The organism is Thermococcus alcaliphilus (assembly GCF_024054535.1).
In the GTDB taxonomy this organism is placed as follows: Archaea; Methanobacteriota_B; Thermococci; order Thermococcales; family Thermococcaceae; genus Thermococcus_A; species Thermococcus_A alcaliphilus.
On record NZ_JAMXLV010000019.1, the window covers coordinates 113,075 to 125,273 of the forward strand.

The 12,199-nt window shown below is 42.9% G+C and carries 9 protein-coding genes; 3 read left to right on the top strand and 6 right to left on the bottom strand.

The features are described 5' to 3' along the window. Nucleotides 1-29: 29 nt before the first annotated feature. The 6 genes from NF859_RS04350 to NF859_RS04375 form a co-directional block, all read right to left on the bottom strand. Nucleotides 30-1,097 carry a DUF1464 family protein gene (locus NF859_RS04350; protein ID WP_252743179.1) on the bottom strand — a complete coding sequence of 356 codons (1,068 nt, stop codon included), beginning with the start codon at nucleotides 1,095-1,097 and terminating at the stop codon, nucleotides 30-32. Between the two features lie 41 nt (nucleotides 1,098-1,138). Beyond that, nucleotides 1,139-2,302: a 60S ribosomal export protein NMD3 gene (locus tag NF859_RS04355; RefSeq protein WP_252743180.1), complete on the bottom strand. Its 1,164-nt coding sequence runs from the start codon at nucleotides 2,300-2,302 to the stop codon at nucleotides 1,139-1,141. A 118-nt stretch (nucleotides 2,303-2,420) separates the two neighbouring features. Further along, on the bottom strand, nucleotides 2,421-2,720 hold the full coding sequence (locus NF859_RS04360; RefSeq protein ID WP_004069885.1) for a DUF424 domain-containing protein: 300 nt from the start codon (nucleotides 2,718-2,720) through the stop codon (nucleotides 2,421-2,423). A gap of 78 nt (nucleotides 2,721-2,798) precedes the next feature. Continuing rightward, nucleotides 2,799-3,206, bottom strand: coding sequence for a hypothetical protein (locus NF859_RS04365; RefSeq protein ID WP_252743181.1), 408 nt, complete (start codon nucleotides 3,204-3,206; stop codon nucleotides 2,799-2,801). Nucleotides 3,207-3,416: 210 nt separating this feature from the next. Next, the gene (locus NF859_RS04370; protein ID WP_252743182.1) at nucleotides 3,417-4,559 is read right to left on the bottom strand and encodes a M20 metallopeptidase family protein; all 1,143 of its coding nucleotides are present in this window, start codon (nucleotides 4,557-4,559) and stop codon (nucleotides 3,417-3,419) included. Between the two features lie 37 nt (nucleotides 4,560-4,596). After that, entirely contained in the window at nucleotides 4,597-5,631 is a 1,035-nt protein-coding gene (locus tag NF859_RS04375; RefSeq protein WP_252743183.1) for an oligosaccharide repeat unit polymerase family protein, read from the bottom strand. 57 nt (nucleotides 5,632-5,688) lie between these two features. Between NF859_RS04375 and NF859_RS04380 the strand changes: the two genes are divergently transcribed. The 3 genes from NF859_RS04380 (at nucleotide 5,689) to NF859_RS04390 (ending at nucleotide 12,173) form a co-directional block, all read left to right on the top strand. Continuing rightward, nucleotides 5,689-8,124, top strand: coding sequence for a glycosyltransferase family 39 protein (locus tag NF859_RS04380; RefSeq protein ID WP_252743184.1), 2,436 nt, complete (start codon nucleotides 5,689-5,691; stop codon nucleotides 8,122-8,124). Between the two features lie 114 nt (nucleotides 8,125-8,238). Then, a complete protein-coding gene (ppsA, locus tag NF859_RS04385; protein WP_252743185.1) occupies nucleotides 8,239-10,620 on the top strand; it encodes a phosphoenolpyruvate synthase in 2,382 nt (793 codons plus the stop codon). Between the two features lie 182 nt (nucleotides 10,621-10,802). Beyond that, nucleotides 10,803-12,173 carry an MATE family efflux transporter gene (locus NF859_RS04390; protein WP_252743186.1) on the top strand — a complete coding sequence of 457 codons (1,371 nt, stop codon included), beginning with the start codon at nucleotides 10,803-10,805 and terminating at the stop codon, nucleotides 12,171-12,173. Nucleotides 12,174-12,199 lie beyond the last annotated feature (26 nt).

A 12,199-nucleotide genomic window follows, 5' to 3' on the forward strand; every position in this document is an offset into this window, starting at 1 on the left:
AACCTAAGGTTAAAAAAGTTAATGAAGAATCAAATATTCAAAGGAAGTTTCACATAGTCGAGGACGCTTCCGTAACTCTTCTTTATCTCAACGTGTTCAACAAGCCCTTTGAATTCTCCTCCAGCAAGTCCGTCCCCGATTATAGCGCTTCCCTGGGCGGCCTCCTTTGCTTTCCCCTCAAGACCCCTCTGCTTAACCACTGGAAGGCCAAAGCGCTCCTCGAAGAGGTCTTTAACATCTTTTCTAAGCTCATCTATGCGCATAAGTCTACCAGAGAGGATTATTTCCTTGGCATCTCTCACAACGGCGAGTTCACTAGCAACTGCCTTTATAAAGCCGTCTTTCATGGCTTCCCAGGCTTTTGCAAAAGGCTCCTCGTCAAGCCTTTTGGCAAATTCCTCTGGTGGGAGTATCTTTTCTGCGGCAATTATGCTTGCTCCTCCCCAGAAGAGGTGCCACTTCTTGATTTTTCCCATGAGATATGCCACCTCACCGTCGAGGGCACCGCTGTTCACGTATGCCGGGCCAGGGAATATCGTACCCCCAATGCCATCAACTATCTTTCCACCCTTGACTGCTCCAGCGTAATTGTAGCCAAAGCCAACCTCAAGGAGCACGAATGAAACGTCGGAATACTCAATGTTAAGCCTCTTGGCTTGGTCGTAGATTCCAAGAACGGTTATCGCCATTTTATCCGCTGTTCCCATGTCTATTTTGTTGTATTTCCTCCATTCTGGCACAGTTGGAAGGTGTATAACGCCGGGAATAAACCACACGTTCATATTCTTTTCAGCCATCTCGCTTACCATCTTTTGCAATCCAATGAGAACTGGTATTTCTTTCATTTCTTCTTCTCTAACTAGCGTCATCTCAAAGCGGTCTTTTTCAGTTAATTCACTTATGTGCTTAAGCGGAACTCCGTACCCTGAGGGGCCGATTATTAAGTCTGCACTGAATTCTTCTATTGTCCTAACGATTTTGCTTGGCTCTTCCGCAACTACTTCACTTGGAAAGCTGAGATCGAGTTTTATCTTTCCGTCTTCAAGGCCAATAATGTCAAAGCTCTTCGTGCCTGGATCGACACCTATAACCCTCATTTTATCACCGGAACAAAGAAGAAGAGAGGAATTAAAAAAGTTTATTCCTGCTTTTTCTCCTCGATATAATATTTCCCCTTAACCCTAACGAGCCTGTAAATTTCTCCTTCCTTTACTTCAAATTCTGGTTTTTCGAGCTCAAAGGTCTCATAGCTGTTCATGTCCATAAACTGGACTTCTCTTGGAGTTGAACTCGTTGCCATAGCTTCCAGTCTCTCGTGCTCTACTGTGTCTATTTCATCTCGCTTTGCACTTTTCCAGTCTTTGTGTTCATTTTCGTGAGTGGAGAGGTTCTTTAAGAACAACCCTTTTCCGTTCACATCTTCAACTCTGTATATGTTGCCTTTTTTGTCCCCCACTATGTCTCCTTTTCTAAACTTTGGGATTCTAACGCTAACACTTGTCCTATAAACTTCCTTGCTCGTCATTCTGTCCTGCCCAATTAGCTGATAAGCCTCACTTATACTCCCGCCATATTTATCCCTTATCGCTTGGGCAAGCTTTCTTGCAGCACTTGTTGATCCCATGTAGAAGTCTATTCCTTCTTCTTTTTCTACAGTATCTTGGATGAAGCCCATCCTGTCGCGCTTCATTATTTCGTCAACTTTTTCCTCAACTAGTTTTGAGATTTCATCTTTCTCTTCTTTTGTTAAGACTCTATCTTCAGCTCTAACCTGCAAAATTGCCTCGAAATAACCTCCTAAGAATTTCTGGCACCTTGGACATACTGTTTGCCTTACATAGACTGTTACCATCTTCTTCTCATGGTGAAGCTCCTTTTGCATTTCATGAATTCTCGCTTTAACTTCCACTTCATAGTTGATTATTGCCGGAAAGTACTCTATGTGCCACTCAATTGGCTCAAAGCTCACATATGCAGTTCCTACGGGCACTTCTTCAATTTCCTCCAATTCCTCTTTCGGAACAATTTTTACCTCTTTAACTCTCTCATCAAGGAGGAGGTTTTCAATGAGAGCATTATCGGCAACTTCAAAGATAAGCTCTTCAAGGTTGTAAGTTTTTGGATCTACCCATGTCCCTCTAACCTTATAGCTCCCACAGTTTTGGCATAGCTCGGTATTTATTTCATCTTCTATTAGGAGTACGGGGTTTTCCTTTCTAAAGCATACCTGACAGAGGCCGTCTATCAACGGCCCCCCTTCGTTCTCGCTAATTCCACATCTGTAGCAAAATCTCTCGCTCATTTTTCTCACCACTACAAGCTGAGGTTTCATGATTAAAAACTTAACTTCCATTAGGAATTAGTGGAAGAGGGAAGGCACTCTCAAGGCCAGCAGATTTCTTCTTGGGAGAAGAACGAAATTATAACAGCTTTGCCATCTGGGCATGAGGGACGCCTTGGATGTAAAGGACTCTCTTTTCATCTACATAGCCCAGCTCAATGGCCTTTTTTACGCACCTCTCTCCGGTGAGGTTTGCTATTGTGGCCTCTTCCAGCAGGGACTCAAGCTCTTCAACTTCTCTGAGTTCACCTTTGTAGAATCTCTCTTTTACCTCTAATTTGAGCTCGCCTTCTCTAAACGTTTTACCCAAAAGCTCTTCATCACATGCAGCAACGAGAACTTCTCCCTGAACACGATAAACCTTAACGTAAATTTTCATAGCTATCACAGGATAAAAAGAGAAGAGGGGGTTTAAAAAGTTAATTCAAGAAGCATTAAATGAAGAAAATTAAAAATCTCAAGAAGATTCAAGTTCCTCAATAGCTTTTTCGAGGATTTCTATTGCTTCCATCAAGTACAGATAAGCTCTCCTCATATGAACAAAGGTCTGGATGTGTCCCTTAAGTGGATGCCCAAATTTCCATGCAAGCTCATATTCCTTTTCAGCCATCTCTTTGTATTCGAGAGCCATTTCTAGTGTCTCTTCACTTACTCCAAGCTCTACGCTTTTGTTGTAGAGTTCGTCAAATTTCTCTATTCCTTCCTTGTATCTTAAATAATAGAAGTACTGGAGTGCTGTAATGGGCCTTCCGAGTGAACCCATTGATGGTATCGGGGAGCTACCATTTTCTCCAATAGCGGTTGTTAATGGGACTGCCATAGAGACCAAAAACAAAGCCATAACTATGGCAAGGTATTTTCTCATTTTTATCCCTCCTGTAAGTTGCTCGTGTTAGTATTTAGGTGTTGTTGAATATAAGCATTTCGGCATTGCTGTATAAAGATGACCTCAAGCTGTTTTAGTTGTTTCACAATGGTGTAAAGCTGCTAATGGTGTATCAATAGCAAGAACTCAAAACTTATGAACAACTTCCAATATGTCTAATGAACGAGAGAGAAATAAGAGATAAATAAATCAAATTCTTTCAAAAGCCAACCCAACTTCCAATGCAGTACCTAATGGCAAAACATCCTCATCAACGTTGAATCTTGGATGGTGGTGAGGATAGATTATCCCTTTCTCTCCATTTTTAATGCCCAGAGCTATAAATGCTCCCGGTACCTTTTGGAGGTAGAATGCAAAGTCTTCGGCCCCCATAGTCTTTGGAACTTCTTCTACTTTTAGTCCGAGATTTTGAGCAACCTTTCTAGCAAGAGATGCCATTTTTGGATCGTTTATGGCTGGAGGGCTTATTTCCTCTATTTTGAGCTCACACGAAGCATTGTTAGCTAATGTTATGCCCTTTAAAATCTCTTCAATTCTTTTTTCAATAAGAGCTTTTGTTTCTGGCGTGAAGAACCTATAGGTGCCATTCATATAAACCTTCTCTGGAATCACGTTAAAGGCCTCTCCGGCTTTTATTGAGCCCACACTTACAACCCCACTCTCTAGAGGATTAAGGTTTCTGCTTATGATTGTTTGGAAAGCTAAAATAGCTTGGGCTGCTATGGGAACCGGGTCGATCGTTTCGTGAGGCGAAGCCCCGTGGCCTCCTTTTCCTTCTATCTCTACATCGAACCTTCCAGCCCCTGCCATAAAGGGGCCTTCTCTTATACCAACAACACCGCTCGGCAGTTCCATCCATACATGGAGGCCAAAGATGGCATTAACTCCTTCAAGAGCCCCACCTTCTATCATCTTCAATGCTCCGTTTCCTCCCTCCTCTGCTGGCTGGAAGAGTAACCTCACTTTGTTAGGGAGCTCGTTTTCATGCTCAGCTATTATTCTCGCTGCTCCGAGGAGCATTGCAGTGTGAGCGTCATGTCCACAAGCGTGCATTTTTCCCGGGATTCTGGACTTGTAAGGGACATCGTTCTCCTCCTGAACAGGCAAAGCATCCATATCGGCCCTTAAAGCTATAGTCTTTTCTCCTTTGCCAATATCCGCTATTATCCCTGTTCCAATGCGCTTAATTTTGTACCCCCACTCTCTCAGGTGTTCCTCAACAATTTTTGATGTTCTCTCTTCCTCGTAGCCGAGCTCAGGATGCATGTGAAAATCCCTGCGCCAGGCAATTATCTGGTCTTTAATTTTGAGGGCTTCTTTAAGAGGATTCATGGGAGGTCACCCATGTAACTAAGTTCAAATTTGTATTTTAGCCTTTCGATGTGTACTTTGAATAGACCCCACCAAAAAGCAACAACACGGAAAGAATAAAGGCATCCACTCCGCTCTCAAGGGCATATATTAACGTCGCCAAAACAACACTTGCGGTTTTTTTGTCAGTTTCTGATAATCTAAGCAAACTTCCAAATAGATACGCCTCAACTACCCCAAGGATTCCAAAATCCGCTATTGGCTGGCCGAAGAGGAAGTAAGTGTACCTACCGTTAAGGGTAAACATAAATGCAATTCTCCACCTTGGGTCGCTGTGGAGTAACAATTTGCCGTGGAAAAAGCCAAATGGGAGAGAGACTGAAACTATGTTATGGAAAATCAAAAATGTAAATCCCATTCTGACCAAAAGAGCTTCAAGATTTCCACTTAAGAAGGCAACAAATAAGAAAACTGGCACTCCGATTAAGGCTTGTCTGAACGTCAATTTGTTTTCGTAATAATATGGAAGCGAGTAAAATAGGAATATCAAAAGCATCAGAGATCTAAAAGTGCCTAAAAAGAAAAGAACCTCCAATGCTAAGAAAAGGGCAGTTTTGAGCTTCCAGTTTAGTTCGCAATACGTAAGAGAGATTCCAGACAAAAACGCAAAAAGTACTAGGGGTTTAACAAGCCTAAACCTAAGCTCCCACTGGAAAAACGGGACACCTTCAAATAAATAGAGAATAAGTATGAAAAAGATAGAGCTCACAAGAACAAATTTTGCATATTTCTCAAAGGATTCATATTTTTTTGATATTAAGAACACAACTAAAACAGCCAACTGGCCGTAAATTGGGAGTGCAAAGGAGAGAATGAATATGAGAAACCAGTAAACCCATTCCGGGAATCTTATTGGTTTTAAATAACCGATAACTAAAACCCCCCAACATAGCAGAGCAATAGCGAGAGCAATTGTGATTCTACTAGAGGGGAGAACCGTGGCATACAGCTTATCCTTGAGGAAGATATTTGCATAAACCATTAAAAATAAGTATGTAAAAAATGCAAGGGTAAAGAGCTTTAGGGCTTTCATTGAACCACCAACTTTAATAAAGTCAAAAGAACATTAAAAGGCTTAGGGGTGTAAAAGATGAAAAGAGCTAAGTTTGCATTGTTCATTACGGTTTCATTCCTTATTAGGCTTATACCTCACAGGACTTTGTTGCTGGCAGTTTATGACGAGTATCTCCATAGAGATTTGACGTTAAGAATTGTTAACAGTGGGATAGGGGTTCTTTCTAGAGATTTAGGGTCGCTTTTGGGTCTTAAAGCCTACAGCTATCCTCCCCTCTTTCATGTAATAGGAGCCCTCTTTTATGAGATTTTCAAGAGTGATTATGTGTTCTTTATCCTGCCTGCGATCTATGGCACACTTTCATTGATAGTCTTTTACTATCTCTCCAAGGAAATTCTAGGAGAAGAGAATAAAGCATTCTTGGCAACCCTTTTGGTAGGCTTTGCACCGAATTTTCTTTATAGAACTAGCCTGTATATCCCCGAAAATCTTGGCATTTTTCTATTTATCTTGGGTCTTTTGCTTATAGTAAGGTTTCTTAAAACCAGAAAAACAAACTACTTAATATACCTAGGAATCCTGCTCCCTATTTATATGGTCACACACAGAGGGTGGGTGTTTTTTGTTGGAGTTGGGCTATTAATGTTCTTTGTGTACTTCATTCCCTGGGTGAAGAGGCATCTCCACTACTTGGCGGTTTTAGCCCTTGCAGGTCTGGCCCTTTATTATGCCCCCGTAACTGGGGAGTTCATAAGGGGCCTTATTTCTAGAATGCCAAGGGAAGAGGTTACAGCTTTGGGCTATTTGAAGTGGATTGGAGTTGTTCAGCTGATTTTTGGGGTTCTGGCAACTAAGAAGTATTTAGAGGGAGACCCAATTAGGCAGGGTTTGGCATTGTGGGCTTGGACGTTCATGATCTTGGGCAGCATAGCGTTTAGGTTTAGGGATCCCTATGCATCCCTACCCCTTTCAATAATGGCGGCAGAGTACTTGGTGGATGAGGTATTTCCAAAGCTTCGCTTAATTCTCGAAAAAATCACTGCAGATATGAGTGGAATAGGTGCGAACGTATTTAGGAAGGCTTTGCTTAATAAAAAAGCCGTTTCCATTTTGATAGCATTGTTTATTGTTACTCCCATTGTGCAGGGGGCTTACTCTTCATATGCCTACATAACCCCTCCAACGGTAAAGGACAAGGAGGCGTTTGAATGGATAAAAGAGAACACTCCAGAAGATGCCGTATTTTTGGTGTGGTGGGATTTGGGATATCTATTAATAGGCAACACCCATAGAAAAGACGTTGTAATGTGGAAAAAAGTTTACCAAGGATTTTTTGAGGAAGCTCCGGATCCTCAAGAGGCAATTAGGGCATATGCAGATCACGTGGTCATGTTTAGTTCAACCCAAAAGGATAGGGTTTACCATCTAATGAAACTCTACAATGTCAGCTATATTTATGTAGATAAGTACCGCAGGGCTTATGGTCTCATAAAGTACGGTCTTATGGAATACGCCCCTTATGATACTCATTTCAAAACGCTCTTCGTAAATGGGAACTCTGAGCTCTACCAATTCATACCAAACCCTTCCCTCATCCCGCCGGATCAGGATAAGATAGAGTATTCCGGCCGCTATGGAGCATTGGTGAACTTTTTAGAAAACTTCTGGACTGGCTACAACTATGCAGACTTTGACGAGGGATATAAGGGAGATTACTTTTTGAATGCCAGGATTGCGGAGATATACGCTTACCTCTATCAAAAGACAGGGAATGAAAAATTCAAGGAACGCTATGAATGGCTATTAAAGTGGCTTGCATATAAACAGCTTGATAATGGGGGCTTTCCCGAAGGTGTTCCTCCAAATGACTTTACTTTGTATACAGCCTTTACATTGGAACCTCTAAGGGAAATGCCTTTTGAAGGAAATGCTAAGGGGAAAAAGTATCTCCAGGAGAGGATCAAAGAAAATTACATCATGACCACTCCGAAAGACAAAAAAGGAGACCTATTTGCCGAGGCTCAAATGCTTCCAATACTCTATGAGTATGGCCTGCTTAATGAGACCGTGCTGAACAACATGGTAACGAAAATCCTTGAGGAACAGAGGAAAGATGGGAGCTGGAAGAAGAGTTTGGGAGGTACTATAGTCACGGCCTTTGGTTTGGCTAGATATTACCAGATAAGTGGGGATGAAAGGGTCTTACCTGCAATCAAAAAAGCAGCAGAATGGATCAAGGAGCAGCAAGAAGAAAACGGACGTTTCAAAGGGGAAAAAGGTTATGGTTATTCTAGAGCAACCTATGCCAATGTTTTGTTCGTGTATCATATTGTCGGAATGACGAAAGAAGAGGAACAGATGCTAAACATTATCAAAAACACCTATGATCTCAACAAGGAACCACGGCCTCTCCAAGCTACATTGGATATTTTTAGGGCTTTGAAATATGCGTATGGGATTGAGAACGCTGTTGAAACTCTCAATGAGATTCTAGCCTCGCAGAACTTTTAATTTTTTAACCTTATGATGTTTTATTTTATGAGTTCAAAAGCCATCTTTGGACAGTTAATTTTAAATAGGCTCTCTCTATATCACCCACGGTTATTCTAAGAAGGAGGGATCGAGATGGCGTACAGATTCATAAAATGGTTTGAGGAATTGAGGAAAGAAGACGTCCCCCTTGTGGGTGGAAAAGGTGCAAACCTTGGAGAAATGACAAACGCTGGAATTCCAGTCCCACCAGGGTTCTGTGTTACAGCTGAAGCGTACAAATACTTTGTTGAAAACGTTAGGGTTGAAGATGGAAGAACTCTTCAAGAGTGGATTATGGACATTATAAGCAAAACTAATGTTGATGACAGCAAGCAGCTCCAGGAGAATACCGCTAAGATTAGGGAAAAGATAATCTCACTTGAAATGCCTGAAGAGATTGCCAAGGAGATTGAGCAAGCCTATAAGGAGCTCAGCCAAAGGTTTGGCAAAGATGAGGTTTATGTCGCTGTTAGGAGCTCTGCTACAGCAGAAGATCTCCCGGAGGCTTCATTCGCTGGACAACAGGAGACTTTCTTGGATGTTCTTGGTGCAGATGACGTTAAGGATAAGGTAAAGAGATGCTGGGCTTCACTTTGGACCGCAAGAGCTACATTCTACAGGGCAAAGCAAGGATTTGACCACTCAAAGGTTTACTTGAGCGCTGTTGTTCAAAAGATGGTTAACAGCGAGACAAGCGGTGTTATGTTTACCGCAAACCCCGTCACAAACGATAGAAATGAGATAATGATCAACGCAAGCTGGGGACTTGGTGAGGCTGTTGTTAGCGGTGCCGTAACTCCAGATGAGTACATTGTCGAAAAGGGCACCTGGAAGATTAAGGAGAAGTTCATTGCCAAGAAAGAGATAATGATTGTTAGAAACCCAGAGACCGGTAAGGGAACCGTTAAGGTCCCAGTTGCTGAGTATCTTGGCCCAGAATACGTTGAAAAGCAAGTCCTCACCGATGAGCAGATAATTGAAGTTGCAAAGATGGGTGCCAAGATTGAGGAGCACTACGGATGGCCACAGGACATTGAGTGGGCTTACGATAAGGACGACGGCAAGCTCTACATCGTCCAGAGCAGGCCTATTACCACACTCAAAGAGGCCGAGAGTGCCGCTACCGAAGCCGCTGAGACTGAAGAAGCTGAGGTCATTCTCAAGGGGCTTGGTGCCTCACCAGGTATCGGTGCTGGTAGAGTGGTTGTTATCTTTGATGCTAGCGAGATCGACAAGGTTAAGGAAGGAGACGTCCTTGTAACAACAATGACAAACCCAGACATGGTTCCTGCAATGAAGAGAGCCTCTGCTATTGTCACTGACGAAGGTGGAAGAACCAGCCACGCTGCTATCGTTTCAAGAGAACTTGGTATCCCAGCTGTTGTTGGTACCAAAGAGGCTACCAAGAAGCTTAAGACTGGCGACTACGTCACAGTTGATGGTACTAGAGGTGTCGTCTATAAGGGCATAGTCAAGAGTCTCGTCGAGAAGAAGGAAGAAGCAGCTGTTGGAGCCGCTGGTGGTCAAGTAGTAGTTGCAGGCGCTCCACTTATCACTGCAACCAAGGTCAAGGTCAACGTTTCAATGCCAGAGGTAGCTGAGAGGGCTGCAGCAACTGGAGCTGATGGTGTTGGTTTGCTTAGAGCAGAGCACATGATCCTCAGCATTGGTCAGCACCCAGTTAAGTTCATCAAAGAAGGAAAGGAAGAGGAACTTGTCGAAAAGCTTGCCGAAGGTATTAGAACTGTCGCAGCTGCCTTCTATCCAAGGCCAGTGTGGTACAGAACACTTGACGCTCCAACCAACGAGTTCAAGGAAATGCCAGGTGGAGAAGACGAGCCTGATGAGAGAAACCCAATGCTTGGATGGAGAGGAATTAGGAGAAGCCTTGACCAGCCAGAATTACTCAAGGCCGAGTTTAAGGCTATTAAGAAGGTCGTCGAGGAAGGTTACAACAACATCGGCGTGATGCTTCCACTTGTGGGCCACCCAGAGCAGATCAGGAAGGCTAAGGAAATTGCTCTCGAAGTCGGTCTCGTTCCACACAAGGACGTCGAATGGGGTGTTATGATAGAGGTTCCAGCAGCAGCTCTCATCATAGAAGAGCTCGTTAAGGAGGGCATCGACTTCATAAGCTTCGGTACAAACGACCTTACCCAGTACACCCTTGCTATAGATAGAGACAACGACAGAATAGCTTACCTCTACGATGAGACCCACCCAGCAGTACTCAAACTCATCAAGCATGTCATTAAGGTCTGTAAGAAGCACGGAGTTGAGACCAGCATCTGTGGACAAGCTGGAAGCGATCCAAAGATGGCTAAGATACTCGTAAGGCTTGGCATTGACAGCATCTCAGCCAACCCAGATGCAGTAGAGCTCATCAGAAAGGTTGTTGCTCAAGAAGAGCAGAAGATTATCTTCGAGGCAGCCAGAAAGAAGCTCTTTGGAGAAGAGGACGAGCTCGAGTTCTGAGCTCTTTACCCTCTTTTCTTCTTAAATTAATCTTTTATTTCTGAAAGACCCATTCTACGGATAATTTATCCATAATAAGCTTTTTATAGTAACGTTTCGATTTTCATTTAAGCACAAGGCGATCACTTTTGAACAGAATTAAGATATGCAATGATCAATGATATCTCACTAAGGTGGCCTATATGGACGGAGAGAAGATTCAAGCGATGAGGCAGGAGATAGTGGAGGGCAACATAGAGAAAACAATGCTGAAGCTAGCTTATCCTTTAATAATCAACAACATGGTTCAAGTTCTTTATAACCTCACAGATACTTTCTGGCTGGGAAGATTAGGTACGGAAGAACTCTCCGCCCCAGGGACGGCTTGGCCTCTCGTGTGGTTTTTTATGAGCATTGGAATGGGCTTTGCGACTGCAGGCTTTGCCTTTGTGAGCCAATATATTGGGGCTAAGGATTACGAGAAGGCTAATAGAGCTGCTGGGGCGCTGTATTCCTTGATGATGTTCTTTGCTATATTTGTGGCCATTTTTGGACTTTTGATCGCACCTTTCGCCCTTAAGTTCATGAAGGTCACGCCTGAGGTTTATCCTTTTGCTTTGAACTATATTAGAGTGATTTTCATAGGTATACCTTTCTCCTTTACTTTGTTTGCATTTAACTTCCTTCTCAGGGCAGTTGGGGATACAAAAACTCCTGTGAAAATCAACATGTTCACTGTTTTCCTTAACATTATTTTAGATCCCCTCTTGATTTTTGGTTGGTTGGGGTTTCCGAGGCTTGGAGTTATAGGGGCTGCAGTGGCAACAATGTTTTCAAATAGTGTTGGTTCTTTGATTGGAGGATATCTACTGTTTAAGGGGAGAGTGGGAATTCATCTTACCTTGGAGAACCTCAAGCCAGAGTGGGATTTCTATGCCAGGATTTTCAGAGTGGGACTGCCTTCAAGTGTGGGCTTTTCTACGGATGCCTTTGGCTTTGTTGTGCTTACGAGGATAATCTACATCTATGGAACCGTCGCCTTCGCTACCTATACCATAGGAAACCGTCTTACAAATTTTATGTTCGCTATAGCTAACGGAATAAGCCAAGCAATGGGAACCATGGTGGGCCAGAACGTTGGTGCCGAGAAATATGAGAGGGCAAAGAAAATAGCAGAGAGAGCCATGCTGACCAATTTAATTGTCTTAACTGTTGGAACTGCTATAGTGGTAGCGTTCAGAGCCCAAATATTTGGATTTTTCGTGAAGGATGAAAGAGTTTTAGCGGAAAGTGCTAAGTTTGTTAGGTATTTTGCATTTTCCTTGCCGTTTTTTGGTATTTTTTCCGCTGTAAGCAACGTATTTCAGAGCTCTGGACATACCAAAAAGAGCATGATACTTGGCATGGTAAGGTTGTGGGTACTTAGAATCCCCCTTGCATACAGCCTCGGAAAGTTTATGGCAGATACAACTGGAGTATGGCTTGGAATGGGTTTAAGTAACTTTCTGGCGGCATTAATTGGCTTTGCTTGGTTCCTTAAGGGTAGCTGGATGAAGAGGATAATAGACCATTAATATTATATATTAACGCTTCGACAGGT

Coding starts and splice junctions, on each gene's coding strand:
- NF859_RS04360 (WP_004069885.1), bottom strand. CDS start 2,720: ATGAAAATTTACGTTAAGGTTTATCGTGTTCAGGGAGAAGTTCTCGTT.
- NF859_RS04350 (WP_252743179.1), bottom strand. CDS start 1,097: ATGAGGGTTATAGGTGTCGATCCAGGCACGAAGAGCTTTGACATTATT.
- NF859_RS04390 (WP_252743186.1), top strand. CDS start 10,803: ATGGACGGAGAGAAGATTCAAGCGATGAGGCAGGAGATAGTGGAGGGC.
- NF859_RS04380 (WP_252743184.1), top strand. CDS start 5,689: ATGAAAAGAGCTAAGTTTGCATTGTTCATTACGGTTTCATTCCTTATT.
- NF859_RS04370 (WP_252743182.1), bottom strand. CDS start 4,559: ATGAATCCTCTTAAAGAAGCCCTCAAAATTAAAGACCAGATAATTGCC.
- NF859_RS04375 (WP_252743183.1), bottom strand. CDS start 5,631: ATGAAAGCCCTAAAGCTCTTTACCCTTGCATTTTTTACATACTTATTT.
- ppsA (WP_252743185.1), top strand. CDS start 8,239: ATGGCGTACAGATTCATAAAATGGTTTGAGGAATTGAGGAAAGAAGAC.
- NF859_RS04365 (WP_252743181.1), bottom strand. CDS start 3,206: ATGAGAAAATACCTTGCCATAGTTATGGCTTTGTTTTTGGTCTCTATG.
- NF859_RS04355 (WP_252743180.1), bottom strand. CDS start 2,302: ATGAGCGAGAGATTTTGCTACAGATGTGGAATTAGCGAGAACGAAGGG.